The organism is Streptomyces sp. NBC_01116, assembly GCF_041435495.1.
Classification (GTDB): Bacteria; Actinomycetota; Actinomycetes; order Streptomycetales; family Streptomycetaceae; genus Streptomyces.
In genome coordinates this window covers 969,822-996,593 of the sequence record NZ_CP108644.1, presented here as the reverse complement: position 1 = coordinate 996,593, position 26,772 = coordinate 969,822, and the positions used below count along the sequence as shown (strand labels likewise).

Sequence of the window (26,772 nt, the reverse complement as noted above, 5' to 3'; positions counted from 1 at the left end):
TCAGGCGTACGTCGCCGGGGGAGGACCGCGCCGGCAGACGGCGCGTGCGAGGAGGGTCCCGTGAGGGGCCGGGAGAGTGAGCGGTACCGGTGCCCGCGTGGGGACGCGGGGGAGGGCCGCCGCGGTCGCCGCCACGAAGGCACGCAGCAGGGGGCGCAGGAACAGCCCGGACACACGCGCCAGAACGCGCTCGCCATGGATCAGGCACACCGCCGCGCCCAGCGCCGCGAGCGTGTGGGCCGATGCCATGCCCATACCCATACCCATGTCCATGTCCATGGAGTGTCCGGCGGCACCCGAACCCGCCGGACCGTTCTGGTGCCCGGTGGAGGCCATGTGCTCCATGCGCGTTCCATGGGGCATCACCGCGGGGTGGCCGGTGCCGGCGTCCATGGCGTGGAAGACCAGGTGCAGGGCGCCCTGGGCAAGGCCGAGGGCCAGGACGGCCGTCGCGAAGCGGTGACGGAGCGGCACCGAGAGCGCGCCGCACAGGACCGTCAGGACGGCGAAGAGCCCGGCGAGTCCGGTCGCGCCGGGTAGCCGCCCGCCTGCGGCGACGTGCCCGACGGCCCCCAGCAGCAGGCACGTCGAGGCCCCGAGCAGACCCGCCCGGGTCCGCCTCAGCCGGTTCCCGGGTTCGCGCACGGCAGTAAGGTAGCCCGCCCGAGAGCGTCGGCATACCCCTTCTCCCTGGCCATGCTCCTGCTCCTGCGTGCCGTGCGCGCGGTCGACGGCCTCGTCGCTGGCCCGCGTCGGCGCTCATGAACAGTGATGCGGACCAGCGCTCGGCACCTGCGGGCCGGTCGTCGGGGCGGCGGTCGCGGTCACCGCCGCCGCACTGCGCAACGATCTGGAGGACGGCGGGAACTACTCGCACCGGGACACCGACTACTTCCGCGGTGGGAGATCCCCCACCCCGTCATGGCTACCGTCCGCCAGGAGTGTCCGTGCTACGACCCCGCGCCTCTCTCGCCGTTCTCGCCGCCTCGACCGTGCTGATCGGCGGCTGCTCCGTCGGCCCCGACGGTTCGGGCTCCACCACCACGGTGTTGCGCGTCGGCCTGAGCGAGGAGTCCGGCGCCCTGGACCCGCACGCCTTCACCGGCAACTTCCTCCTGCTCGACGCGGTTTACGAGCCGCTCGTCACCTACGCGGAGGGCGGGAAGCTGGAGCCGGGACTCGCCCGGTCGTGGACCGTCGCCAAGGACGGCCGGAGCGTCAGCTTCGACCTGCGGGACGGCGTCACCTTCACCGACGGGACTCCGCTCGACTCCGCCGCCGTGAAGTGGAATTTCGAACGGTGGGTGGGCAAGAAGGAATTCACCTTCTTCCGGGCCTCGCAAGTCATCTCGGCCGTGGAAACCCCGGACGAGGACACGGTCCGGCTGATCCTCTCGGAACCGTACGAGCCGCTCCTGCAGGAACTGTCGATCATCCGTCCGGTGCGACTGCTCAGCCCGAAGGCCGCGACAGCCGACGGCACCTTCCGGAAAGCCGTCGGCACCGGGGCGTGGAAGCTGGAGTCCAACTCCGCGACCGGAGCGAAGCTGACACGCAACGACGACTACTGGGGAACCCGGCCGAAGCTGGAGCGGGTCGACTTCACCGTCATACCGGACTCCCAAGCCCGCCTGGATGCCCTCGGCAACCGGGAGATCGACCTCATCGGCGGCGCGTACCTGGCCCCCATCACACCGGTCGAGGCCAGGACACTGAGCGGGCGCGGAGGCATCACGTCGCTCGTCGGCGAGCCGGATGTCTCGATCATGCTCGGATTCAACGCCGACGGCCCGGCCGGAGACCGGGCGGTGCGTGAGGCCGTACGCCAGGCCATCGACACCACCGCCCTGACCAAAGCGCTGTTCCAGGGCTACGGCGAGCCCGCCCGGCGCGTGTTCCCCCCGAACGTCCCCGACTCGGGGACCGACCTGCCGGAGTACTTCGACCAGGCGGCGGCCCGCAGGACACTGGACGCCGCCGGATACACCCTGAAGGACGGCAGCCGGGCCAAGGACGGGAAGCGTCTCGCCCTCAAACTGCTCATTCCCGCCACTCCGGCCCACGGACAGCTCGACCCCCGCTCGATGGCCGAGGCCATCGCCGGATCACTCAAGGAGATCGGCATCGCCGTCGACATCTCCCCGGTCGACGCCGCCGCCTACTACGACGAGCGGGCGGAGGGCACGTACGACATCACCTTCTTCGAGGGGCTCGGCGCGCCGTACGACCCCTCGGGTTCGATCGTCTCGATGTTCACCTCCGGCGCCCGCGGCCCGCTCTGGGTGACGAAGGCCACCGAAGACCTGGTCGACGAGGCAGTGTTCGCGGACAGCCCCGCCACCCGCGCCGCCGCCTACCAGAAGCTCTACGACGAGGTCGCCGCCGACGCCGGCTTCGTACCGCTGGTCTACCGGCCACGGGTCTACGCCGTCCGGGACACGGTGAAGGGCTTCGCCGTCCCGCCCACGGACGTCGACCTGGAGCTCACCGGGGTGACGGTCCGGTGAGATCACCGGGTCGGGCGGCGACCGCCGGCGGGCACATCGCGCGATGGACCGTCGACACCGTCGGCGTGCTGCTGGCGATGTCGGTGGGGACCTTCGCCCTCGTCCTGCTCGCACGGGGAGACCCCGCGGCGGTGCTGGCGGCGACCCGGGCAGGCCGCCCCGCCATGCCGGAACAGATCGAGGCCGTCCGCGTGGAGCTCGGGCTCGACGATCCGGCGCCCGTACGGTACCTGCGGTGGCTGGCCCACGCCTGCACCGGCGATTTCGGGCGCTCGTTGCGTACGAACACCCCCATCGGCCCCGAAGTGGCGGACCGGCTGGGTGTCACGCTGGGCCTGGTGGGCGGGTCCGCCGTGGTCGCCGTCGTGGTCGGGGTGGGCGTCGGCGTCGCCGGTGCGGTCCTTCGACGCGGAGTCCTGCGCGGCGCCCTGCGCACCGGGGCGCTCCTGGTCAGCTCCATACCGTCGTTCTGGCTCAGCTACCTCCTGGTCCTGTATCTGGCGATCCGCCTCGGACTGCTGCCGACATCGGGCATGGCCGGCCCCTCGACGTGGCTGATGCCCATGGCGGTACTGGGACTGCCGGTGGCGGGCGTGCTGAGCCGGGTGGTCGCCGTCACGCTGCGCGAGGCACTCGACCGTCCCTACGTACGCGCGGCGCAGGCACGGGGCAGTGGAACGCTGTCGATCGTGGTGCGCGACGGACTGCCCAACGCCGCCGGACCGATCCTCTCCGTCGCCGGGTTCGGCGTCGGCAGCCTTCTCGTGGCCACCGTCGTCGTGGAGCAGATCTTCGGCTGGCCCGGCATGGGGGCCTACTTCGTCCAGGCCGCCGGTTCCCGGGACGTCCCGGCGCTACAGGCGGCCACACTCGTCATGGGGGGCGGCTTCATCCTGGCCAACCGCTGCGCCGACGTTCTGCAGGGACTCGTGGATCCCCGCTCCCGCCGAGGCAAGGACACGCGTTCCCGCCGCCGGCCCACGTTCCCCCGGAGGAAGAACCCGGGCCGGGACACGGTGCTCCGCGACCCGGTCGGCGTTCCCGGCGCCCGGATCGGACGGGGGGAGACATGACCGCCACACGGCAACGCCCGGCGGGCCGGGCATGGATCGGCACGGCTCTGCTCGCCCTGCCCCTGGCCCTCTTCGCGATCGTCGGGGTGCTCGCCCCGGTACTCGCTCCGGCCGATCCGACCGCCAACGACCTCGCGGCCGGGCTGCTGCCGCCGACCTCGGAGAACCCGCTCGGCACCGACCAGCTCGGCCGGGACCAGCTCAGCCGCATGCTCTACGGCGCACGGATCTCGCTCTCGGTCACCGCCGCCGTGCTCGCGGTCGCCCTGACGGCCGGCACCGTCATCGGGGCGACCGCCGGATACCTCGGCGGACGGGTCGACCGGGTCGTCTCCCGGGCCATCGATGTGGTGGTCTCGCTGCCCGGCATGCTGGTCACCCTCGCGGTCATCGGGGTCCGGGGCCCCGGCGTGGAGAACCTCATCCTCGCGCTGTCGCTCTGGTCGTGGGCGCCGTACGCGCGGATCGCGCGCGCCCGCGTGGCCGACCTGCGCAGGAGCCCCCATCTGGACGCGCTGCGCCTGCTCGGTGCGGGCCGCGCGCGCATCCTCGGCCGGCATCTGCTCCCGCCCGCGCTGGCCCCCTGCCTCGTCTACGCCAGCACCGATGTCGGCACCATCGTCCTCGGCGTGGCCACACTGAGCTTCCTCGGCCTGGGGGTCGCGCCACCGAGCGCCGAGTGGGGTCAGATGCTGGTCGAGGGACGGGCGTTCATGGACTCCGCGTGGTGGCTCGCCTATCCGCCCGGCGTCGCCATCACGGCGGTGGTGTTCGCCGCCAATCTGCTCGGTGAGCGGCTGGCGGCCGGCGAGGAGCGGCCCTCGGTCCTCCGCCTGGTCCGTCCGACACGAACCGGCTCGGCCCGGCGGACTCGCAGGACGACCGAACCGCCCGCGCGTTCCCGAGCCGCCGAACCGACCACGCCCCCCGGGCCGGAGGCCACGCCGGGACGTCCCGAGGACACTCCGGTCCTCCAGGTGCGCGACCTCACCGTCACCTACCCGCAGGGCCGCGAGCGCCGCCGTGTCGTCACGGGCATGTCGTACGAGGTCCGGCGTGGTGAGGTCCTCGCCCTCGTCGGCGAGACCGGCAGCGGCAAGACCACGGCCGCGATGGCCCCGTTCGGCCTGCTGGACCCGTACGCGGTCGTCACCGGCTCCGCCGTGCTCGGCAGCCGGGCCGGGACGCGCGAGATGGTCGGGCTCACCCCGGGGGAGCGGCGTAGCTTCAACGGCCACAGCGTAGGGGTGGTCTTCCAGGACAGCGGCACCGTCCTCAACCCGCTCCGTACGATCGGCGCGCATGTCGACGAGGCCGTCCGCAACGCGGGACGTGGCGGACGGCGCCCCGCGACCCGCCGGGTCACCGAGCAACTGCTGCGCCTGGCCGGTCTGCCCGACCCCACCACGGTCGCCCGGGAGTTCCCCCACCAGCTGTCCGGAGGAATGCGTCAGCGGGCGCAGATCGCCATCGCCCTGGCCTGCGAACCGGAGCTGCTGATCGCCGACGAGCCCACGTCCGCCCTCGACGTCACGGTCCAGGCCCAACTGCTCGACCTGCTGGCACGCCTGCGCGAGGAGCTGGCGATGTCCATGGTCGTCGTCAGCCACGACCTCGGGGTGGTGACGCGCCTGGCCGACAGGGTCGCCGTCGTCTACTCCGGCCGGATCGTCGAGACGGGACCCCTGGCGGCGGTGCTCACCGGGCCCCATCACCCCTACACCCAGGGCCTGCTGGACGCGGTACCGCGCCCGGGGACTGCGCCGGGCACCCGGTTCCGCACCATGCCGGGCCAAGGAGGCACCGGCCCGGACGACACCGGCGGCTGCGGATTCGCGCCCCGCTGCTCCCATGCCGTGGCAGCCTGCGTGGACGCGACACCTCCGTTGGAGATGCTGACAGGGACCGCTGAGCACCGGTCGGCCTGCCTGTGGCACCCCGGCGAGCGCACGGCCGCCGCCGGGAAGGGAGACACCCCGTGCTAGACATCGTGGAGATCAGCGCGCGCTACGGCGGCCCGAACGCCCCGACAGTGGTCCAGGACGTCACGATGAGCGTCGCCGCGGGCGAGATCGTCGGGCTGGTCGGCGAGTCGGGCTGCGGCAAGACGACGCTGGCGCGTGTCGTGACCGGGTTGCACCGGCCGGACGCGGGAGTGGTGCGCGTCGGGGAAGTGGACGTGCACGGGATCCGGGGCCGCGCGCTTCGAGCACACCGGCGGCAGGTCCAGATGGTGTTCCAGGACCCTTCTCTCACCCTCAGCCCACGTCAGACCGTCCGGCAGGCCCTCGACGAACCGCTGCGCATCCACCGGCTGGGTGACGCGCGATTCCGGTCGGCGCGCGTCCGCGAACTGCTCGACCTCGTCGGGCTGAACCCGGAGGTGGGCGACCGCCGCCCCCGGCAGCTGTCCGGGGGACAGCAGCAGCGTGTGGCGATCGCCCGGGCACTGGCTCTGGAGCCACGGCTGCTCATCTGCGACGAACCGGTCACGGCACTCGACGTATCGGTCCAGGCGAAGGTGCTCAATCTCCTGTGCGATCTGCGCGACCGACTCGACTTCGGCTGTCTGTTCATCACCCATGACCTCGCCGTCGTCTCGCAGTTGGCGGACCGGATCGCCGTCATGCGGCACGGCCGTATCGTCGAGCAGGGCCGGACCGAGGACGTCACCACACGCCCTCGGCACGCATACACCCGCAGTCTGCTCGCGGCCATCCCCACCGTGGAGATCCGCGCCGCGGGGGACGTCGTCCGGAGCTGGTCGCCGACCGTCCCAGGGGCTTAGGGCCTCTCGTGTGGATCAGGTCGGGCTCGCGGGGCACGGCACGCGCACCTGCGGCGTTGTCGTCGCACGCCCAGCTCCGCGGTGACTCCCTCCTCCGCCTTGCCGTCGCACGCCCCGGACCCCGCTCCCTGACCCGACCTGGTCCAAACGAAAGACCCACGGTCCGCAGAGGGGCAGAAGCCCACGGATCCGGCTTTCGTGGGAACTTTCCACAGCACCGGCCCGACATGTAGGTATGACCATCGCCTGTCTTGAGATGCTCTCCTTCGGCCTCGCCCACCTCGCCCGCGCCGCGCGTGAGTCGGGCGAGCGTCTGGTGCTGTTGACCGGTGTGGAGCCGCTGTACCTGCATGAACTCGCCACCCTGCCCGCCGGATCCGTCGAGGTCGTGGCGGTCGACACCGGTGATCGGAAGGCGGTCACCAAGGCTCTCGCGGCGATCGAGGACCTCCGGGGCCTCATCAGCTCGACGGATACCTGGGGCGTGGCCGGCGCCGAACTCGCCGCCGAGTTCGGCCTGCCCGGCATCGATCCGGCGGTCATCCGGCTGGTACGCGACAAGGCCCGCGTACGCGACCTCCTGCACAGCAAGGGGCTCAGTCCGTTCGGGGCCGCGCCGGTCGAGGACGCGGCCGCTGTGGACCTGGAGTGGCTCGCCGCGGCAGTCGGTCTGCCGGCCGTCATCAAGGACACGGCAGGCACCAGCAGTCAGAACGTCTGGCTCGTCCGTGACGCCCAGGACCTCTCGCGCTTCCACCGGGAAGCCGCGGGCGCAGCCCTGTTCGGAGGGCTGTTCGCGGAGCCGTTCCTGGCCGGACCGGTGTACAGCGCGGAGACGGTGACCTGGGCGGGAGAGACCAGGCTGCTGGGCCTTTCGAGCCGCCTCATGTCCGCGCAGCCCTGGTTCCGGGAGGACGTGACGGCGTTTCCGGTGGCGCTGGCGCCGGCGGAGCTGAGCGAGATCGAAGCGTGGCTGGGAGAGGTTCTGGAAGCCCTCGGATACACCGACCGCTTCGCCCACATCGAACTGTCCATGACCGTCGACGGGCCGCGGCTGATCGAAGTGAATCCCCGCATCGGCGGGGCCCTGGTCGGTGAATCCATGTGCCGCGCACTGGACGTCAACGTGTACGGCGGCCTCGTCGACCTCGCACGCGGCGTGCGACCACGACTGCTCGACACTGCCTTGTCCGGAGGCCCCGCCGTCGCCTTCGTCCTCGTGTACCCGACACAGGCCGGCGAACTCGTCGCCGTGCACGGCCTGGAGAACATCCCCCGCTACCCGGGACGGCCCACGTGGTATCCGACCAAGGCGATCGGAGCGCATATCGGCCAACTCACCGACGGACGAGGGTATGTGGGCATCGTGCTTGCCGAGGGCCCCACCGCGGAGATCGCCACGCACCGTGCGGTCACCGCGGCGGGAGCCGTGCACGCCGAGACGCGCCCCCGGTGTTAGCGGGTGTCCGACCCGCGGCTGCCCCGCACGATCAGTCGCCGGGCATGGTTGTCGAAGGGTTCGGCATCGAAGCCCCCGAAGCACTCGACCTCGGTGAACCCCGCCTCGACGAGCATCGCTTTCAGCTCGGAAGCGCTGTAAAGGGTGTGCTCGACGAACGCCGTCCGGGCCCGGTCTCCCCGGACCAGGATGAAGTCGTCCCGGAAACGCTCCCAGTCTCCGAGGATCGTGCCGCGGACGGTCAGGGTGCCCCCCTCGACATCCCGTACGTGCGGCAGGCCGCCGTCCCGGGCGAGGATCTCCTTCCCGTACAGGTCGATGAGGAGGCGGCCCCCCGGCTTGAGGCTCGCCCGCACGTTGCGCAGGACCCGCATGTTGTCGTCGTGATCGGCGAAGAGACCGAAGGAGGTGTACATGCTGATGGCCAGATCGAACCGGTCCGGCTCGACGAACTCGCGCATGTCCGCCCGGACGAGCCGCAGTTCCACGCCCTCTTCGGCCGCCCCCGCCTCAGCGCGCTTGAGCAGCGCCGCACTCAGATCCACACCGGTGACCGCGGCTCCGCGACCGGCCAGCGGGATCGCGTACGCCCCCGGCCCGCAACCGAGATCGAGCACCGCGGCGGCGGCAGGCACCCGCAGCAGCGGCGACGAGGCGACGCGGGCCCTGGCCTCATCGGCGCGTCCGGCGGAGAACAACACCTCCGTGAAATCGACCCACAACGTCTCGTTCTCGAACCATTCCATCGCTGTCTCCCTCACTCGTCACTCGGATCCCCTGTCAGACAAGTCGGCATCGGGACCCGGCAAGTTCCGGAAGACCTGAACGATCAAGAGAGGCCCACTCATGGATCATGATTCCGGCACGACCGAACTCTCCGTGCGCCGGGAGTCCTTGCGGCTCATCGAGACCGTGAAGAGTTCCCGCGGCGAGATCGACTCCGTCGACACCTGCATGGTCAGCCTCACGTACGACGGGATAACCGCCTATGGCGAGGGCACCCCGACCGAGTACAGCGGAGTGACGGCGGACGATGTCGTGGGCGCGGTCGCGACCGAGGGCGCGCACATCCTCGGTCCGAACCTGAACAACCCACAGCTCGTCCTCGACCGCATCCAGGAATGGGACGCGCCCGCGGGCGCACGGATGGCGCTGGACGGCGCGGTGCACGACTGGATCGGCAAGGCCGCCCGCCTGCCGACCTGGAAGCTGCTCGGCATGCCGAGAACCCTCGGGCCCACGGTCTACACCATCAGCATGGCGAGCCCGGAGGAAGCCGTCAGCGCGGTCCGCAAGGCGCCTGACGTGGGCGCGCTCAAGGTGAAGGTCGGCGGGCCGGACGACCTGGAGGCTCTGGAGGCGATACGGGAAGTGACGACGCTGCCGGTCCGCATCGACGCCAACGAGGCATGGGATCTCGACACCGCTCGCGCCCTCACGCCCCGCCTGCGCGAACTCGGTATCCAGCTCATCGAGCAGCCGTTTCCCACCACGGCCATCGACGACTACCACCGCTACCGGGAACGCGTGGACCGGCTGCCGGTCTTCCTCGACGAGGGATGCACCGACGCGGCCAGCGTCCTCGCCGCGCGGTCGTACGCCGACGGCGTGGTCGTCAAGCTGTGCAAGGCAGGCGGAATCCGGGGCGCACGGCGGGTCATGGAGGCCGGCCGGGAGGCCGGGCTCCAGGTGATGCTCAGTTGCATGTGCGAGTCGGAGCTCGCCATCAGCCAGGCCGCGCAACTCGCCACACTGGCCGACCATATAGACATGGACGGTCACCTCTACCTCAGTGACCCGCCTTTCCGGGGACTCCGTCTCGAAGACCGCGGCATCGTCCTGGGCGATGAGCCCGGCCTGGGCGTACGCCCCGCACGGTGACCGCCGAACGGACCGCGGGAACTTCTCCCGCGCCCGGCACGACATGTAGAGGGGACGCGCGTGCGTCGCACAACGGGAGGGGAACGATGGACTGGTACGAGGACCTGAACCTGTGGTCCGGCTTCTCGGCGGTGCTCTTCTCGCCCGAGAGGGAGCGGCGAGCCGCCGAGGTGGTGGCCACGTCACCGCTGCTCGCGTTCCCGCCCGGCAGCCGTGTGCTCGACCAGTGCTGCGGTGTCGGCGTGTTCACGGCGCCCCTGGCCCAGCAGGGCTACCGGACGACCGGAGTCGACCTCCATGCCGAACTGCTCGACCGGGCCGCCGTCGTGTGCGCGGAGGCCAAGGTCGAGGCGGCGTTCGTCCAGGCGGACGTGCGCGAGTACGTGGCGCCGGGCGCCTACGACGTGGTGCTGAACCTGTACACCTCCTTCGGCTACTTCGAGGACCCCGAGGAGAACCTTCACGTCCTGCGCAACGCCCACGCTTCGCTCGCCCCGGGCGGACGGCTGATCGTGGACCTGCTGAGCAAGGAGACCTACGCGTCCTGGGTCGGCCCCCCGAAGATCGTCGACATACCCGGCGGCATGGTCGTGATGCGCGACACCATCCTGGACGACTGGTCCCGGTACCGGACCGACTGGACCATGGTGCGGGGAAACACGGCCGAGCACTCCTCGCTCACCTGCTACGTCTACAGCGCCACGGAACTGCGGGCCATGTTCGAACAGGCCGGGTTCGAGAGCGTCGAGTGCTTCGGCGACTGGGACGCCCGCCCGTACGACGGTGGAGCCAACCGCCTGATAGTGCGGGGAACCAGGGCACGAACGGCGTGACATCCACGCGCCGCGGGACGCCGGGCGGCTCCGCACCGTCCGGCGTCCGCCTGTTCACCGGCACGCAACGGGCGCTGCTCGGAAGCGGGCTCCTCGTCAACCTCATCAGCTTCTCCGTCTACCCCTACCTGGCGGTTCTGCTCCGCGACCGGATGTCACTCTCCATGGGGCAGGTGGGAGTCGTCCTCGGGCTGGCGACCTTCGTGCAGTTCGCCGGGGGAGTACCGGGCGCCGCACTCGCCGAGCGCATCGGGTTCCAGCGGTGCCTGTCGATCTCGATGGTCATGCAGACTCTCGGCTCACTGGGCTTCGTCGTCGGCGGGGCGTGGCCGGCGGTGACGATCGCCGCCCTGTTCCTGCGTTCGGCGGCGACGGCCCTCTACTCACCGAGCGTCAGAGGCTATACCGTCCACGGCGCGAGCCAGGACGAACGACCACGCCTGGTGGCCGCGAGCTACGCCACGGGCAACGTCGGGATCGCGCTCGGACCGGTGGTGGGTTCCCTGTTCATCCACGACCCCGGCGGGATGTTCGTCGCCGCCACCGTGCTGCACGCCCTCATGATGATCGGCCACGTCTTCCTGCCCCGTGAGCACCGGGACGACAGCGAGGTGATCGAGCCGATGCGCCGGGCCCTCCGGGGCCTCGCCGTCCTGCCCTTCGCGGTGACGGCTCTCACGCTCTACCTGCACATGCACTTCTACCAGTATCTGTCGTCCTACGCCGAGGACAGGGTCCCCACCGTGTTCTACGGCGCGGCCATGATGGGCTACTCGCTGGTGCTGGCACTGCTCCAGCCCCTGATCGCCGACCGTGTCGAGCGGATGCGCTACACCAGCGCCATGGCCATCGGCTTCGGGGGCCTGGGAGTCGGCATGATCGCATTCACCGGCGGGAACGAGATGATGTTCGCCGTCGGCATCCTCGCCATAGGCGCGGGCAACTCCGTCCTGCTGCTCAAGAACGTCCTCGAAGCGCTCGCCCGAACGGAACGGTCTCCGGCCGTGGTGTTCAGTCACCAGCGGCTGGCCGAAGGCGTCGGCGCCTTCCTCAGCGGGCTGGTCGGGGGAGGGCTCTATTACCAGTTCGAGACCGCGGGACAACTCCCCGGATTCTGGCTGGCGGTCGCCGCCCAGTGCGTGCTGATACCCCCGGTCCTGCTGCTCGTGCACCGCCGGTTCCGGCGCCCCTCGTGTGAAAGGGCAGGTTCATGATGAACCCGAGAGAAGCCATCACCACCGCCCGTGCCGTCGCCGAGCGACTGCGCGAGGACGCGGTCGAGCGACTGCACGCCAACCAGCCTCCACTGGGCGAGATACAACTGCTGCGCGAGAGCGGGCTGTTGGCCGTCGACCCCGACGATCATCGGACCACGCACGCCGTCACCCGGCTCGTGTCCGCCGGCGACGCCTCGATCGGACACCTCCTTGGCTACCACTACCTGCACCTGTGGCGTGCCTCCCTCTACGACAACGACGAGTTGGCCCGCTCGCTACGTCAGGACGTCGTCGCCGAGCAGTTGTTCGTGGCCGCGGTGAGCAACCCGCGCGACACCGTCACCGCCACCGAGGTCGGGGACGGGCTCTCGGTCTCCGGCCGGGGTGCCTTTGCCACCGGCTGCGCGGTCGCCGACCGCCTGTTCGTCAGCGCGACCCGCTCCGACCGCGGCGCGCGGCTCGTGGTGGTCGCCCGCCGCGGCGCGGGCGGGATCTCGCACCCGTCGGACTGGGACAACCTCGGTCAGCGCCTGACCGCAAGTGGGAGCATCGCCTTCCAGGACGTCCGGATCGACCCCGTCGACGTGCTCGGTACGTTCCCCGTCGACGAGGACGAGTCGAGCCCGCGCTGGCTGCGCCTGTCACTCGTCTCGCTGGCCTTCCAGGCCGTGCTCACGCAGGTCCTCGTCGGCATCGTCGAGGGCGCGCTCGCCGAGGCCGCCCAGTACACGCGCGAGTCCTCGCGCCCCTGGCCGGCGAGCGGCCTGGAGAACGCGGTCGACGACCCGCACATCCTCGCCGGATACGGAGACCTCGTCGCAACCCTCCGCGCGGCACGCCTCCTCGCCGGCGAGGCGACCCGGGCCTTCGCGGAGGCCGACGCAGCCGGTCTCGCTCTGACCTCGGCCGAACGCGGCCGGGCCGGGCTCACGATCTCAGCCGCCAAGGTGGTGTCCTCCCGCACGGCGACGGAGGTGACCAGCCGCATCTTCGACCTCACCGGAGCCCGAGCGACGGCACGCTCCTCGGGCCTCGACCGCTTCTGGCGCGACGCCCGGACGCTCACCCTGCACGACCCTCTCGTGTACAAGGCCCAGGAACTGGGCACATCGCTCCTCACCGGAAAGGTCCCACCGATCACCGCGTACAGCTGAGGGCACCCGATACGCCCGTGCCGATGCCTGCCCGGGAGGAGCGGAGAAGCCCTCAGGTCCCCGTACGGCACGATCCTTCCCGCACCCGGGCGCGGACGCCGGACCGGGCGGGGTCGCGCCGCAGTGGGCCCCGGAGCACCTGTTCCCGGTGCTCCGGGGCCCACTCCGCCGATGGGGAGCCGCCGGTCCGGCGAGGACGACATTCCCGGGTCAGTCCCCCGCGCCGAGGGGCTCGACCTCGATACGTATCTCCCGGGCCACCCGGTGGAGCAACTCCTCGTACTCAGCTGCGTCGTCGGCGCCGATGGCGACGAAGACGCACCACTCGGAGGGGTGCGAGAAGTCGACCACGTCACCCACCTTCCGGAGGTGCTGGACCCGTAGCACCCCGTCCACCGCGAGGATTTCCTCCGCGCTGGGGATCGCGGTGATCCGGCCGGGCGCGGAGGGACGCAGATGCAGGCCGCCGACGTGGCGCCGAGCGGGCCGGACGGCCGGGATCTTGCCGTCGGCCATGGACTCGGCCAAGGTGCGGTAGATGTCCGTGCCGGTGGCCTCGCTCAGCATCATGGGGATCCAGGCGCCGGCGAGCCGCGTGGCGATCTCGGAGAAGACCAGCTCGCCGTCGTGGCGTTCGAACACCTCCAGATGCGTGACGGCCCGTTCGATGCCGAGCGCCCGGTTCACACGCCGGTGCAGCTCCAGAACGCGCCGGTAGAGCTCGGGGGCGTCCTCCTGGGCGAGCACACTGCTGCCGTCCAGCGCGAGGGTGGCGTCCGCGCCGCCGGAGATGCCGTCGAGGACCGCGAGCCGGTTCTCGTGGTACGCGCTGACCAGGAGCAGCAGGGGCTCCCCCTCCTCCCAGAGGGCGTCGATGTGCAGCTCCCTGCCGACCACGAATTCCTCGGCGATGAGCTGACTGGTCTTCACGAACGGTGTGGCGCCGAGGCCGGCCAGCTTCGGGGCGAGCTCCTCGGGGGAATCCACGGTGAAGGTGCCGATGGTGCCGCCGCCGGTGGCCGGCTTGACCACGATCGGAAAGGTCAGCCGTTCGCGGACCGCCCGGAGATCCTGCTCGTCGGCCCGGTCCGGCAGGCTGGCCCAGGCGGCGGTCGGCACGCCCGCGGCCTCCACCCGCTGCTTCATCAGCCGCTTGTCCCGGTACGCCACGTGTCGCAGCGGATCGGCGGAGTCGCCCAGCAGGGTGGACAGATAGCCGGCTCCGAACTGGCTGAACTCGGTGAAGCTGATGATCCGGTCTCCGGCGACACCGCGCAGCGAGAGGTCGGACGCGACCGCGGAGATCTCCTCCAGTGAGTCGAACTCGCTGATCCGGTAGACCCGTTCGGCGTTGGCGAGCAGCTTCCAGTCGGGGTGCATGTGCTCGACATCGAAGGCGTCCAGGATCACGTACACCTCAAGCGAACGGTCAAGCAGCGAGCCGATCAGCTCCGGGTGCCACTTGCATACGACGATCTGCTCGGGTCGGGGCATGGTGGTCTCGATCATGGTTGTTCCTTGGTCGTTCCGTGGCGGTTCGGCAGGGGGTGGGTCAGGCCATCTTGTAGTGGAAGGCTGCCCGGACCCGGTCGGCGACCTCGGCCAGGCCCTCGACGGTCTCGGCGGTGATCAGCGCCTCCGTGAAGAAGTTCTCCTGGTCCAGGGTCAGCACCTCGTAGGAGTCGAACTGGTAGCCGTCCACCACGCCCGGCATGTTCTTGATCTCGTCGAGCGACGTGGCGCTCGCGACCCGGCCGAGCTCCTTGATCTCGAACGGCATCTGTCCCAGCAGTTCTTCGTTCCGGGTGGCCACGGCCAGCTCCGCCGCCGCGGCTCCGCCGAGCGACATCTGCACGATCGCCCGCACGGAGTCGACGCCGCAGGTCCGCAGGGTGGCGGAGCGGTAAAGGCCACCGCCCGGACGGGGGTTGATCTCCACCAGTTCCGCCCGGCCCTCGGCGGTGACCCGGCCCTCCACATGCAGCCAGCCGCCGGAGATGCCCAGACCGTCGCAGAGCGCGCTGATGTCAGCGGTCAGCTCCTCGACCCCGCGCCGCACGTGCGCCGAGGGCGGCGGGGAGATCAGCAGCCCGGCGTCGTGGTGGCGGTCCTCGTCGTGCCCTGTCTTCTCCACGCTGAACATCCCGCGGAAGCCGGTCGCCAGCAGCGGGCCGTCGATCGAGAACTCCGTTCCCTCCAGGTACCTCTCGGCGACCACCTCCAGCTCGGGGGTCGTCTTCCCGGCGATCTCCCGCAGCCGTTCGGCGAGCTGCTCGGGATCGTCCGCCCGGTAGACCAGCCGGGAGCCACCGGAGTCCCGGGCGGGCTTGACGATCACCGGGTACTCGGTGACGGTCTCGATGGGGAACGCGGCCGCCGGACCGCCGGCGAACGGCATCGAGGAGAGCTTGAACCGGGCCATCTCCTCGCGGACCCGGACCTTGCTGAGCAGCACCTCGCGGTTGGCCTCGCCGCCGGGCAGCCCGTAGTGGTGCGCAGTCCTGATCTGCCAGCCGATCAGCGGTTCCACCAGGTTGACCACCGCGGTCGGCCGGACATCGGCAGCCTCGGCCGCCGCGACCAGGTCGCCGAACTCGCCCCCGTCCCAGTCCACCACCAGGTGAACGTCACAGGCGTCCCGGTTGATGTCCTCCGGCTCGGCCGAGACCAGCACCGGCCGGAGGTCCAGTTCGCGGAGCATCTCGGCCAGGATGCGGACGCCGCCTACGAAGCGCTTGGAGAAGACGAGTACGTCGCGGGACTCTGCCATCGAATCATGATCCTTCGTGATGAGTTGGTTTGACGGCTGTCAGGAACTGGTGGGCGACGGCGCCCGGTCGGCCCTCTCCAGCGGTTCCCGGGGCACCGGGACGCGGATCGAGGCGAAGGCCGCGGACCTCAGACGGTGGTCCGGTCCGCGATCACGTCTCGGAGCAGCGTCAGGTTCCGGTGCCAGGGGTTGTCCAGGATCTCGACGCGGTGGCTCGCCGGGCTCTTCCAGGAACGAGGGGCGGGAGTCTTCAGAACGGACATGGGAGTCCTTCGCTGGTGGCTCGACGTTTCTCCGGGGATCCGCAGAACTCTCCGGAGCTGCGGCCGATTATTATGCTGCGCGTCGATCAATCGAACGGCCAGGGTTCTGAGTTGCGTCCACCGGCCATGTCCTGTCGACGCCAGCCGGGCGGGAAGTCCGCTGGACGGACACGGATTACGGCCCGGTGTCTCGTATCGCGAGACCGCAGGGGCCGACTGCGGGAACACGCCACGCAAACGGGCCGCTGCCGTGATCCCCCCGGTCCGGAGGCCGCGGGTGCCGGCACGTTCGCCTTGGCCGAAAGTCGCGGGAAGCGCCGCCGCCACCTCCCGTCCGCCATCGGGAGCGGCGGCCGGTCCTGCTCTTCGCCGACTTGTGGGTGACGTCCGCCGACGGGCTTCGCGCGGGCGACGACGCATACACTGCACGCTCACGAGAGACGCTGGTGGATCTGGAGGCGAAGTGACCACCGTTCCCGTCATCGAGGCCGAGGGCGCGACCGTCACGCTGGGCAACGTCACGCTGCTGGAACCGACGTCGTTCGCGGTGATGCCGGGCGAGATCTGGTGCGTCACCGGCGGCAACGGGTCGGGAAAGACGACGCTCCTGCGCGCCTTCCTGGGCAGCCGGAGCCTCACGGGCGGTTCGTGTTCGGTGAGGGGCGAGCGTGCCGACATGGCCGATCCGCTGCACCGACGCCTCGTGGCCTCCTTGGTCGACGCGATCCCGTACGCCCGTGACATGACACTGCGCGAGCAGGTGACCCTGGTCGCCGCCTCCTGGTACGGGAACAGCGGGACGACCGCCGAAGCCGCCGAGGAGATCATCGAGCGGCTGGGTCTGTCCTCGCTGGGCGAGCGGTTTCCTCATCAGGTCTCTTCGGGACAGCTTCAACTCTTCGGTCTCGCACTGACGTTGGTGCGTCCCGCTGACGTGGTGCTGCTCGACGAGCCCGAGCGGCACCTCGACAGCGACCGTGTCGACCTGGTGGCGGCCCTGCTCACCGAGCGGGCGAAGGAGGGCACAGCCTTTCTGATCGCCACCCATGAGCCCGCCCTGGTCGAGGCGCGTGACGGCCGCGTGGAGCTGGGATGACGGTGGACACCCTCGCGGCACCGCAGCCCGACGCTGCGCGCGTCCGTGCCGTGCGGCAGCATCATGCCCGTCGCGGTGACCGTGGCACGGTGCGTGGGCACGCGTACACCCTCTACCTCGTCGCCCTGTTCGCCGTCTTCTACCTGGTGCCGGTGGTCCATGCCCGGAGCACGTCGCGCGCATCGGTCCCGCTGGGGTCCCTCACGGAGGCGGCGCCCTGGGCGTGCGCGCTCGCGGTGGCGGTGTGCTGGGCGGCGCAGATCGCCGGGCGGTTCTGGGGGCCTTTGGTGGTCCAGCCGTTCCTGCTGCACGTGTTCATGTCCACGGACATCTCGCCGACGCGCTACCTCGGCACGATCGCCCGGCGCAGGCTTGCGTACGCCGTTACGGCCGGACTGCCGGCGGCGTGCGCGGCGGCGTATCTGGCGACCGATCTCTTCGATCACCTCGACTCCGCGGTGCAGGGCTTCGCCCTCGCGGTGGGGCTCAGCGCCCTCGCGGCCTTCGCGTGGCTCTGGGGCCAGGTACGGGCGCTGCGCGCCAACCTCCTGCTCGCCTCCGTCGTCGGCGGCGCGGCCCTCGTGGTCGCCGGGGTGAGCCGAGCGGCTCCGGACGGCGGAGTGGGGCTGTGGCTCCTCGCCGGAGTGCTGGCGGCCACCGCAGCGGTCGTGGGGCGGGCGGCTCTCGGGGCGATCCGCACGGTCGACCTCGCCCGGATCGCCCGCGAGTCGGCCCGCGCCTCCCAGGCCCGGACCTACGCCTGGACCGGGACGCTCCATCACGCGCTGGATCTGTACCGGCCGGAGCCGCGCGGTTTCACCTCGGCCCTGATCCGTTCCGACGGGCGCCTCCGCGGATATCTGCCGCAGGGTGCGATCCGGGCGCTGCGAACGCCCGGCCGCGCGAGCGCGGGGGCGGCGCTCCTGCTGATCGGCGCCTCCGCGCTGACGCACGGGGCAGGCGGGCGGGGGGACGGACCGGCGTGGTGGCTGTGGGCGGTGGGTGCGACGGGTGTGTATCTGGGATCGGGGTGGGTCGGCGAGACATGGCGCGGACTGCGGGACGAGCTGACCATGGCTCCGCTGTTCGGCGAGCGGTGGGGTGGAACCCCTGCCCGCACCCTGGCCTGGCCCGTCGTCGCCGTGACCGGCGGCGCTCTCCTGGGCGGTGGATGCGCGGTCGTCGCCCGGTGGGACCGCCACAGCGGACACCTGGGCGACACGGCCCTTCTCGTCGCGGGGTCGGTGGTCATGGTCCTGGGCGCCAGGTTCCTGCGCGAGATGAAACTGCACCTTCCGCTCGAACTGCTCCTCCCGGTCATCACGCCGCTCGGCGACCTGTCCGGGCTGCGTGTCATCGCCTGGCAGTTCGACGGGTTCGTCGTCGTGGTGATCGGCGTCGCCCTGATGGGAGCACTCCCGTCCGCGGTCGGCGCGACGGCCCTCGCGTTCGGCATCGCCGCCGGCTGCGTCTGGGTAGGACTGCGCCGTACGGGCTGGGCGCACGCGGGCCTGTTCTCCCGCCTCCGCCGGGCGTAGCGCCGCCTGCGCGGTCGACACCCTGCTGTGCCGTCCCCGGTTTCCGGAGGCCGGAGGGTCGAGCGCTCAGCCCACCCGCGGGGGCGGCGTGTTCCGAGGCAGCCGCGTGCCCACCTGTTCCCCGGCAGCGGTCCGCAACGCTTCCAGGAGAGCACATCCGGGATACGTCCCGAACGCCCCGTACTCCCGGCGGTGGTAGCACGACCAGTAGCTCACCACGCGTCGCTCGGTACGGGCGAAGAAGCCCGGGTTGCGAGCGATGAACTCCCCGTAGAGGCGGCGCTGGGCCGAGCCCGGCTCCGCGAGTCCGGGGAGTCCCTGGGCGATCGACGTGATGATCTCCAGCACGTGTTCGCCGACCAGCTGCACCACGAACGGGACGGCCCACGGTTCACCCGACGCCACGATCCGTTCGAGGTGCCGCCGGCGGACCCGGCCGTCGTGGTGCCGGGAGTACAGGCAGTGCAGAATCGTCCGTCGGGTCTCGGACAGGGTCCGCCCGCACTCGGTGTTCGGCTCCTCGTTGTAGACGCGTGACGGGATGGCGACGGTCTCCCCCCGCACCTCGACCTCGAAGGGCGTCGTCGGTGCGGTGACGGACTCGGGCATGGCGGTCAGGACGCGCCGCACGTCACCCGCGAGACGGGACGGGAACGCCGCCGCCAGGACGTGTGCGGCGTTCGACGGATCCCGTTGCGCCTGCATGAGCAGGAGGATAGGTGCAACCGTGGGCCACGGGCTCTGCCGGTACGGTGATCGCCTGCCGCGTGGAAGGTCCATGCGTCCGGCCTGCCCGTGCGAGGGATGCCGGTGGCGAGTGATGGGACCGCGATGAGCGAACGGACGAAGCCCGGAGTCGAGGTTCCGGAGGGTGACGCGCCCACCGAGCTGACGATCCGGGACCTCGTGGTGGGAGATGGGCCGGAGGCGCGGCCGGGCCGGGTCGTCCAGGTCCACTATGTAGGGGTCACGTTCGCTTCCGGGAGGGAGTTCGACTCCTCCTGGGGACAGGACCGGCCGTTCAAGTTCGCCGTGGGCGGGGGCAGGGTCATCAAGGGCTTGGACCGGGGGGTCAGGGGGATGAAGGCCGGCGGTCGGCGCGAGATCATCGTTCCCCCGCGTCTCGGCTACGGCAAGCAGTCGCCCTCCGCGTCGATCCCGGCGGGCTCGACGCTGATCTTCGTCGTGGACCTGCTGACGGCCGTGGGCGGGCCCACCGGGGCGAGGTCCGGCCCGGCCTGAACGCGGGGCGAAGAAGTCCGGCCCCCGCGCGGCGGTGCCGCACTGCGCACCGCCGCGCGGAGGCCGGACCGGAGCGACCGTCGTCGGGGCCGCGCCGAGCAGGCGGCGGCCCCGACCGCGCGGTCAGACCAGGTCGTAGCGGTCGAGGTCCATGACCTTGCTCCAGGCGGCGACGAAGTCCGTCACGAACTTCTGCCGCGCGTCGTCGCTCGCGTAGACCTCGGCGAGGGCACGGAGTTCGGAGTTGGAGCCGAACACCAGGTCCGCGCGGGTGCCGGTCCACTTGACCCGGCCGCTCGCGTCGCGCGCCTCGAACTCGTCCTGCGCCGACGACGTCGACTTCCACGTGATGCCCAGGTCGAGCAGGTTCACGAAGTAGTCGTTGGTCAGCGTGCCCGGACGGTCGGTGAGGACGCCGTGCTTCGAGCCGCCGGAATTGGCGCCCAGCACGCGCAGACCGCCGACCAGGACGGTGGTCTCCGGGGCGCTCAGCGTCAGCAGGTTGGCCCGGTCGAGGAGCAGGTACTCGGCGGGCAGGCGGCTGCCCTTGCCCGCGTAGTTGCGGAAGCCGTCGTACACGGGCTCCAGGGCGGCGAAGGACTCGATGTCCGTCTGGTCCTGCGTGGCGTCGACCCGGCCCGCGCTGAACGGCACCTCCACCTCGACACCGGCGTCCTTGGCCGCCTGCTCGACGGCCGCGTTGCCCGCGAGGACGATCAGGTCGGCCAGCGAGACCTGCTTGCCGCCCCGGGCGTTGAAGGACTCCTGGACACCCTCCAGCGCCCGCAGGACCTGGGCCAGCTCGTCCGGGTCGTTCGCCTCCCAGCCGCGCTGCGGCTCCAGACGGACCCGGGCGCCGTTGGCGCCGCCGCGCTTGTCGCTGCCGCGGAAGGAGGCGGCCGAGGCCCAGGCGGCCGAGACGAGCTGCGCCACCGTCAGGTCCGTGGCGAGCACCTGCTCCTTGAGCGCGGCGAGGTCCGCGGCGTCGAGCGGCTCGGCGGTGCGGGCGGGCAGCGGGTCCTGCCACAGCAGCACCTCGGAGGGCACCTCGGCGCCCAGGTAGCGCTGGATCGGACCCAGGTCACGGTGCGTCAGCTTGTACCAGGCGCGCGCGAAGGCGTCCGCGAACGCGTCCGGGTTCTCGTGGAAGCGGCGTGAGATCTGCTCGTAGGCAGGGTCGAAGCGCAGCGACAGGTCGGTGGTGAGCATCTGCGGCTTGTGCTTCTTCGACGCGTCGTGCGCGTCCGGGATGGTCGCCTCCGCGTCCTTGGCGACCCACTGGTGCGCACCGGCCGGCGACTTGGTCAGCTCGTACTCGTAGGCGAAGAGGTTGTGGAAGAACTCGTTGCCCCACGTGGTCGGGGTGCTGGTCCAGGTCACCTCCAGACCACTGGTGATGGCGTCCCCGCCCTTGCCCGTCCCGTACGAGCTGCGCCAGCCCAGGCCCTGCTCCTCCATGGAGGCGCCCTCGGGGTCCGCGCCGACGCTCTCGGCCGGGCCCGCGCCGTGCGTCTTGCCGAAGGTGTGGCCACCGGCGATGAGGGCGACGGTCTCCTCGTCGTTCATCGCCATCCGGCGGAAGGTCTCACGGATGTCGCGGGCGGCCGCGACCGGGTCCGGGTTGCCGTTGGGGCCCTCGGGGTTGACGTAGATCAGGCCCATCTGGACCGCGCCGAGCGGGTTCTCCAGCTCGCGGTCGCCGGTGTAGCGCTCGTCGTCGAGCCAGGTGGTCTCCGGGCCCCAGTAGACGTCCTCCTCCGACTCCCAGACGTCCTCGCGGCCGCCGGCGAAGCCGAAGGTCTTCAGGCCCATGGTCTCCAGGGCGACGTTGCCGGTGAGGATCAGCAGGTCCGCCCAGGACAGCGCCTGGCCGTACTTCTTCTTGACCGGCCACAGCAGACGGCGGGCCTTGTCCAGGTTGCCGTTGTCCGGCCAGCTGTTCAGCGGGGCGAAGCGCTGCTGACCGGCGCCCGCGCCACCGCGGCCGTCGCTGATGCGGTACGTGCCCGCGCTGTGCCAGGCCATCCGGATCATCAGCGGCCCGTAGTTGCCGAAGTCGGCCGGCCACCAGTCCTGCGACGTGGTCAGCACCTCGGCGATGTCCCGCTTCACCGTGGGCAGGTCGAGCGCCCGGAAAGCGGCCGCGTAGTCGAAGTCCGTACCGAGCGGGTTCGCCACGGCGGGGTTCTTGGCGAGGATCTTCAGGTTGAGGCGGTCCGGCCACCACTGGCGGTTTCCGCCGCCCTGCGTGGGGTGCGGTGCGCGGCCGTGGGCCACGGGGCAGCCGCCCGCCTGGGCCTCGGGCACCTCGGGGACGGCCGTCTCGGGCGAATCCGGGGTGACGGGATCAAAGACATGCGACTCGTGGTTCTCGGTCATGGCAATCCTTCCGGACCCGGTGGGTCGTGGGGGCGCTGAACGGGGGAGGAGGATTCGGTCCGTGCAGAAGGGGCACGATGGAGGTCAGGTCTCGCCGAGGTCGTCCCACGTCCCACGGGCCACCGGACCGGAGGGTCCCGGGCGGTGCGACGAGGACGGCGCCCGGACGGTGCCGCGCGGTCGACCGACGGTGTCCCACCGCGCTTCTCTGCTGCCGTACCGGAGTCTTCCTGTCTCTTGGATGTCGCCGGGATCGATCCTACGATGGACTTCGTCCAAGTCAAGAAGTGCGCTAAAACGATAATGGCTGGGGCGCGGCGGTGCCGGATCCTTCCGGCTCCGCGTCCCCCGCGAAGCGGAGCAGGTGACGAGATGAGCGACCTCCTTCAACGGCTACGGGGCCGTGGCTGGCGGTTGACCTCGCAGCGGCGTGTCGTCGCGGAGGTCCTCGACGGCGACCACGTGCACCTGACGGCCGACGAGGTGCATCTGCGGGCCGCGGCCCGGCTGCCCGAGATCTCCCGCGCGACCGTCTACAACACGCTGGGGGAGCTCGTCACGCTCGGCGAGGTGCTGGAGGTCTCCACCGTGGGCCGGGCCAAGCGCTACGACCCGAACGCGCGCCGCCCCCACCAGCACCTGGTGTGCTCCGGCTGCGGCACGGTCCGCGACGTCCACCCGGTCGGCGACGCCCTCGGCGACCTGCCCGAGACCGAGCGGTTCGGGTTCGCCGTCGGCTCGGTGGAGATCACCTACCGGGGCCTCTGCCCGGCCTGCGCCTGACCGCCGGCGCGCCTCACCCGGCCGGCGGAGCGGACCGGAGCACGAGCAGCGTGATCTCGCTGGGGGCGAAGACGCGGAAGGGCGGGCCCCAGAAGCCGGTGCCGCGACTGGTGTAGAGGAGGGTCCGAGCGCCGTGGCGGCTGAGGCCCGCGACGGTCGGCTGGTCGAGGCGGACCAGATGGTGGAAGGGCCAGATCTGGCCGCCGTGGGTGTGGCCGGAGAGCTGGAGATCGATGCCGTGGGCTGCCGCGCGGTCGATGAACTTGGGCTGATGGGCGAGGAGCAGGACGGGCAGATCGGGGTCGGCGCCCTGGAGCGCCCCGGCGAGGTGGGCGCGGTGGCCCGCCAGCCCGGAGGACTCGGCGGTGACGTCGTCGACGCCGGCGACCACGAGGGTGTCACCACCGCGTTCGAGCAGGAGGTGGCGGTTGCGCAGCGGCTCCCAGCCCAGCTCGCCCATCAGGTGGACCCAGCCCTGCGCCTCGCTGTAGTACTCGTGGTTGCCGGTGACGTAGACGCGGGCCCGCGTCGCCCGCACGGTGCCCAGCGGAGCGGCCTGGGCGCGACGGCGTTCGGCCGTGCCGTCCGCGATGTCGCCGGTGTGGCAGACCAGGTCCGCCTCCAGGGTGTTCACCGTCTCGCAGACCCGCGCCGACCAGCGGGCCCGGTCGAGCGGACCGTAATGGGTGTCGGTGATCAGGGCGACCCGCGTTCCGTCCAGCCCGGCTCCCAGACGCGGGAGCCGTACGTCGAGTCGGCGCACCCGGGGCACCCGCCGGGCCTCGGCGTACCCCCAGGAGAGCAGTACGGCGGTGACGCCGAGGACGGTCCAGGTGACGATGCGCGCCCGGTCCTGACCGTCGCCGACGCCGGCCACGGACAGGGCGGGCCGCAGCAGGACGCCGAGCAGGACGGACCAGGTGAACAGGACCCAGACGCCGCCCAGCAGCGTGTCACCGACGATCGCGGCCCGGTCCTGCTGGCGTCGGCCGTGGCCGCGCACCATCGCGAGCGGCATCCCGGCCAGGCCGAGGACGAACAGCGCGGTGCCGGCCACGGTGACGGGGAGCGGCCAACGCTGGCCCGTGTGCAGAAGAACCCAGCACGGCACGGCCCACAGCAGGACGGGGGCGATCAGGGGGATGTAGCGCATCAGCCGCTGCAGCAGGCTCCGTGGCGCCTGCCGCGCTTCGCCGTCGGCGGATCGGGTGTCACTTGTCTCGGTCACGCTTCCCCTCCTGGGGTTCCTGTCCGGTGGATCGTGCCGTATCCGGGCCGGGTGGTGGCTACCGCGCACGCAGTCGTCGTACCGGGCGTCTGCCGGCGGCCGCACACGGTCCGCCGGCCGTCCCCCGACTCTCCGACTCTCCCCGACTCCGCTCCGGCCTCACCTGCCGGAGCCTCTTGGTCGGCCCATTGTGCGCCGTCGCGGAAGGGCGCCGCCCTTCAGGGCCCGGCGGGCCGTTGAGGGCGACCCTCGGGCGAGGGCGCGGGCGCGGGCCTCAGGGCGCCCGGGCGGTTTCGGGGCGGCGCCCGCCCCGCTCCGGCACGACGGGCGATCACGAGAATGGCCGGTCCGTTCGGGAACAGCGGGCCCGGTCGGCGCGGTTGCACCGTTCAAGGGACCGGCGCCGTGCGGGCGGGGGGACACGGGGGCCGCAAGGGCGTCCGCCCCGTCGGGATCCGAGCCCTGGGATCGCGGAACGCACATCCGCCGTCGACCCGGACCACAACGTATCTCTGCGGGAGGACCTCCTCATGACCGACCGGCCCTTGACCCTCATGGCCGTGCACGCGCACCCCGACGACGAGGCCACCGGGACCGGAGGAGTCCTGGCGCGGTACGCGGCGGAAGGCATCCGCACGGTTCTCGTGACGTGTACCGACGGCGGATGCGGTGACGGACCGGGGGGCGTCAAACCGGGCGAACCCGGACACGATCCGGCCGTCGTCGCCTCGATGCGTCTCCGGGAGCTGAAGGCGAGCTGTGACGTCCTCGGGGTCAGCGATCTGGAGACGCTGGACTACGCCGACTCCGGAATGATCGGCTGGCCGAGCAACGAGGCCCCCGAATCTTTCTGGCAGACCCCGGTGGAGAAGGGCGCCGTCCGGCTCGCGGAACTCATGCGGCACTACCGCCCCGATGTCGTCGTCACCTACGACGAGAACGGCTTCTACGGCCACCCCGACCACATCCAGGCCCACCGCGTCACCATGGCGGCGCTGGAGATGACCGAGCTGACGCCGAAGGTGTACTGGACGACGATGCCGCACTCGACGATGCAGCGGTTCGGGGAGGCCATGCGCGAGTTCGACGAGGACATGCCGGAGCCGGATCCCGCCGAGGCGGCCGCGATGGCCGAGATCGGCCTCCCCGACGACGAGATCACCACCTGGGTGGACACCACCGCCTTCAGCGGCCAGAAGTTCGACGCCCTGGCCGCGCACGCCAGTCAGGGCGAGAACATCTTCTTCCTCAGGATGGGCAAGGAGAGGTTCGGCGAGCTGATGGGCATGGAGACCTTCCTGCGCGTCCAGGACCCCACCGGCACGGCGGTACCCGAGAAGGACCTCTTCGCGGGGCTCCGCTGATCCGCCCGCCCCTCGCCCCGTGGACGTACCGCGCGCCCGTGCCGTGGCCGTACGGTCGCCCCCGCGCCGAACCCGTACCGGCGCCTACGCGGCGGGCGTACGGGCGCGCAGGTCCGCGCCGTACGTCGTGCGGTAGTCCGGGACGACGATCCGGCTGGTCGGGGACTCCCGGTGGACCTGGGCGACGAACCCGCTCAGGTCCATCACCGGGTCGCGGCGCGGAGGTTCGCTCAGCGGCTCCTCGAAGTTGTCCCAGTGGACGGGCACGACGACGCCCGGCCGGTCCAGGGCGTCCAGCAGCCGGGACGTGTAGCGGAACGTGGCGGCGCTGGACGGCACGGCGACCATCGCGAGGTCGGGGCTCAGCCCCCGTACGGCGTGCTCGGAGAAGTCGCTGGCGCCCATCAGGAACGCCGACGGGCCGCCGCTCCCCACCGTCACCTGGAAGGCCAGGGTGTCGCCCTCCGGCAGATCGGAGATGGTCCTCGGCGCCGCCGCCGGGGGAGCGTTCAGCGTGCCCGGGGCGAAGTACGCGTGCCGCTTGTTGCGGCTGTGCAGGCTCGACACGACCTGGACGGTGATTCCGTCGAAGTCCAGGACCTCGCCGCCCTTCACCACCGAGATCTGGCCGGGGTCGACCCCGAACGCGACCAGAAGATGGAACGTGGTCTCGGTGCCGACGATCCGCGCGCCGGTGGACCTGGCGATGTACGGCACGTCGGCGATGTGATCCCAGTGCGAGTGGCTGACCAGGACGATCTCGGGGCTGCCGATGTGCTCCCGCACCAGACCGTGGTCGGACCTCAACTTCGTGTCCGGCTGGAGCCCTCCGTCGAACAGGCCGGTCGTGAAACGGGTGATGTAGGGGTCGAAGAGCACCGTCCGGCCGCCGACGTCGATCCGCCAGCCGGAGGTGCCCAGCCAGCGGAAGGACGCCGAACCGGCCGCCGGGGCCCCCTGATCCGCGGCGGCGGCGGTGGTGGTGGTGGCGGTCGTGGTGGTCGCGGCGGAGAGCAGAGGGGCCGCCGCGCCGACGGCGGCGCCGCGCAGCACCGCGCGCCGGCCGAACGCCTGGATGCGCCGCTTCGGGCGCTGTACGTCTGTGTCCTCGTTCATGGCGTCAGGAGATCAGGGCACGAACCCTCACGTCCAAGATCAGAATCCGGGTGTACTCATACGCGAACGCATATGCGTACA

At 71.3% G+C, this 26,772-nt stretch carries 23 protein-coding genes; 14 read left to right on the top strand and 9 right to left on the bottom strand.

Features of this window, described 5'->3' with window-relative positions; genetic code table 11:
* Positions 1–645, bottom strand: a complete 645-nt coding sequence (locus OG245_RS04070) for a hypothetical protein (protein WP_371622178.1) — start codon at positions 643–645, stop codon at positions 1–3.
* A gap of 302 nt (positions 646–947) precedes the next feature.
* Between OG245_RS04070 and OG245_RS04065 the strand changes: the two genes are divergently transcribed.
* The 5 genes from OG245_RS04065 (at position 948) to OG245_RS04045 (ending at position 7,827) form a co-directional block, all read left to right on the top strand.
* On the top strand, positions 948–2,507 hold the full coding sequence (locus tag OG245_RS04065) for an ABC transporter substrate-binding protein (RefSeq protein ID WP_371622177.1): 1,560 nt from the start codon (positions 948–950) through the stop codon (positions 2,505–2,507).
* On the top strand, positions 2,504–3,580 hold the full coding sequence (locus OG245_RS04060; RefSeq protein WP_371622176.1) for an ABC transporter permease: 1,077 nt from the start codon (positions 2,504–2,506) through the stop codon (positions 3,578–3,580). The genes OG245_RS04065 and OG245_RS04060 overlap by 4 nt, the downstream gene beginning before the upstream one ends.
* Positions 3,577–5,565 (top strand): dipeptide/oligopeptide/nickel ABC transporter permease/ATP-binding protein, encoded by a 1,989-nt coding sequence (locus tag OG245_RS04055; RefSeq protein WP_371622175.1) that lies wholly within the window; start codon positions 3,577–3,579, stop codon positions 5,563–5,565. The genes OG245_RS04060 and OG245_RS04055 overlap by 4 nt, the downstream gene beginning before the upstream one ends.
* Positions 5,559–6,368, top strand: a complete 810-nt coding sequence (locus OG245_RS04050; protein ID WP_371622174.1) for an ABC transporter ATP-binding protein — start codon at positions 5,559–5,561, stop codon at positions 6,366–6,368. The genes OG245_RS04055 and OG245_RS04050 overlap by 7 nt, the downstream gene beginning before the upstream one ends.
* Before the next feature lie 235 nt (positions 6,369–6,603).
* The gene (locus OG245_RS04045; protein WP_371622173.1) at positions 6,604–7,827 is read left to right on the top strand and encodes an ATP-grasp domain-containing protein; all 1,224 of its coding nucleotides are present in this window, start codon (positions 6,604–6,606) and stop codon (positions 7,825–7,827) included.
* Here OG245_RS04045 and OG245_RS04040 read toward each other — a convergent pair.
* On the bottom strand, positions 7,824–8,573 hold the full coding sequence (locus tag OG245_RS04040) for a class I SAM-dependent methyltransferase (protein WP_371622172.1): 750 nt from the start codon (positions 8,571–8,573) through the stop codon (positions 7,824–7,826). The genes OG245_RS04045 and OG245_RS04040 overlap by 4 nt on opposite strands.
* 100 nt (positions 8,574–8,673) lie before the next feature.
* Between OG245_RS04040 and OG245_RS04035 the strand changes: the two genes are divergently transcribed.
* From OG245_RS04035 to OG245_RS04020, 4 genes are all read left to right on the top strand, one after another.
* Complete coding sequence (locus OG245_RS04035; protein ID WP_371622171.1) at positions 8,674–9,708, top strand: dipeptide epimerase; 1,035 nt, start codon at positions 8,674–8,676, stop codon at positions 9,706–9,708.
* 86 nt (positions 9,709–9,794) lie between these two features.
* Positions 9,795–10,541, top strand: a complete 747-nt coding sequence (locus OG245_RS04030; RefSeq protein ID WP_371622170.1) for a class I SAM-dependent methyltransferase — start codon at positions 9,795–9,797, stop codon at positions 10,539–10,541.
* Positions 10,538–11,755: an MFS transporter gene (locus tag OG245_RS04025; protein WP_371622169.1), complete on the top strand. Its 1,218-nt coding sequence runs from the start codon at positions 10,538–10,540 to the stop codon at positions 11,753–11,755. Before OG245_RS04030 ends, OG245_RS04025 begins: the two co-directional genes overlap by 4 nt.
* Complete coding sequence (locus OG245_RS04020; protein WP_371622168.1) at positions 11,752–12,912, top strand: acyl-CoA dehydrogenase family protein; 1,161 nt, start codon at positions 11,752–11,754, stop codon at positions 12,910–12,912. The genes OG245_RS04025 and OG245_RS04020 overlap by 4 nt, the downstream gene beginning before the upstream one ends.
* Before the next feature lie 210 nt (positions 12,913–13,122).
* On the opposite strand, the gene OG245_RS04015 is transcribed toward OG245_RS04020, so the two are convergent.
* The 3 genes from OG245_RS04015 to OG245_RS04005 form a co-directional block, all read right to left on the bottom strand.
* Entirely contained in the window at positions 13,123–14,421 is a 1,299-nt protein-coding gene (locus OG245_RS04015; RefSeq protein WP_371622167.1) for an ATP-grasp domain-containing protein, read from the bottom strand.
* 43 nt (positions 14,422–14,464) lie between these two features.
* On the bottom strand, positions 14,465–15,682 hold the full coding sequence (locus tag OG245_RS04010) for an acetyl-CoA carboxylase biotin carboxylase subunit family protein (protein ID WP_371622166.1): 1,218 nt from the start codon (positions 15,680–15,682) through the stop codon (positions 14,465–14,467).
* A gap of 128 nt (positions 15,683–15,810) precedes the next feature.
* Positions 15,811–15,945, bottom strand: a complete 135-nt coding sequence (locus OG245_RS04005; protein WP_371622165.1) for a hypothetical protein — start codon at positions 15,943–15,945, stop codon at positions 15,811–15,813.
* Between the two features lie 463 nt (positions 15,946–16,408).
* Here OG245_RS04005 and OG245_RS04000 point away from each other — a divergent pair, with 463 nt between their 5' ends.
* Both OG245_RS04000 and OG245_RS03995 read left to right on the top strand, forming a co-directional pair.
* Positions 16,409–17,041, top strand: a complete 633-nt coding sequence (locus tag OG245_RS04000; RefSeq protein WP_371622164.1) for an ATP-binding cassette domain-containing protein — start codon at positions 16,409–16,411, stop codon at positions 17,039–17,041.
* An 89-nt stretch (positions 17,042–17,130) separates the two neighbouring features.
* The gene (locus OG245_RS03995; protein ID WP_371622163.1) at positions 17,131–18,579 is read left to right on the top strand and encodes a hypothetical protein; all 1,449 of its coding nucleotides are present in this window, start codon (positions 17,131–17,133) and stop codon (positions 18,577–18,579) included.
* 66 nt (positions 18,580–18,645) lie between these two features.
* On the opposite strand, the gene OG245_RS03990 is transcribed toward OG245_RS03995, so the two are convergent.
* Positions 18,646–19,284 (bottom strand): hypothetical protein, encoded by a 639-nt coding sequence (locus OG245_RS03990; protein WP_371622162.1) that lies wholly within the window; start codon positions 19,282–19,284, stop codon positions 18,646–18,648.
* Between the two features lie 126 nt (positions 19,285–19,410).
* On the opposite strand from OG245_RS03990, the gene OG245_RS03985 reads away from it, so the two are divergent.
* A complete protein-coding gene (locus OG245_RS03985; protein WP_371622161.1) occupies positions 19,411–19,821 on the top strand; it encodes an FKBP-type peptidyl-prolyl cis-trans isomerase in 411 nt (136 codons plus the stop codon).
* 123 nt (positions 19,822–19,944) lie between these two features.
* On the opposite strand, the gene katG is transcribed toward OG245_RS03985, so the two are convergent.
* The gene (gene katG, locus OG245_RS03980; protein ID WP_371622160.1) at positions 19,945–22,200 is read right to left on the bottom strand and encodes a catalase/peroxidase HPI; all 2,256 of its coding nucleotides are present in this window, start codon (positions 22,198–22,200) and stop codon (positions 19,945–19,947) included.
* A gap of 372 nt (positions 22,201–22,572) precedes the next feature.
* On the opposite strand from katG, the gene OG245_RS03975 reads away from it, so the two are divergent.
* The gene (locus tag OG245_RS03975) at positions 22,573–22,983 is read left to right on the top strand and encodes a Fur family transcriptional regulator (RefSeq protein ID WP_371622159.1); all 411 of its coding nucleotides are present in this window, start codon (positions 22,573–22,575) and stop codon (positions 22,981–22,983) included.
* Positions 22,984–22,996: 13 nt separating this feature from the next.
* On the opposite strand, the gene OG245_RS03970 is transcribed toward OG245_RS03975, so the two are convergent.
* The gene (locus OG245_RS03970) at positions 22,997–24,211 is read right to left on the bottom strand and encodes a metallophosphoesterase (RefSeq protein ID WP_371622158.1); all 1,215 of its coding nucleotides are present in this window, start codon (positions 24,209–24,211) and stop codon (positions 22,997–22,999) included.
* Between the two features lie 530 nt (positions 24,212–24,741).
* On the opposite strand from OG245_RS03970, the gene OG245_RS03965 reads away from it, so the two are divergent.
* Positions 24,742–25,575 (top strand): PIG-L family deacetylase, encoded by an 834-nt coding sequence (locus OG245_RS03965; RefSeq protein WP_371622157.1) that lies wholly within the window; start codon positions 24,742–24,744, stop codon positions 25,573–25,575.
* 84 nt (positions 25,576–25,659) lie between these two features.
* Here the strand turns inward: OG245_RS03965 and OG245_RS03960 are convergent, their stop codons facing one another.
* The gene (locus OG245_RS03960; RefSeq protein WP_371622156.1) at positions 25,660–26,691 is read right to left on the bottom strand and encodes an MBL fold metallo-hydrolase; all 1,032 of its coding nucleotides are present in this window, start codon (positions 26,689–26,691) and stop codon (positions 25,660–25,662) included.
* Between the last annotated feature and the right edge of the window lie 81 nt (positions 26,692–26,772).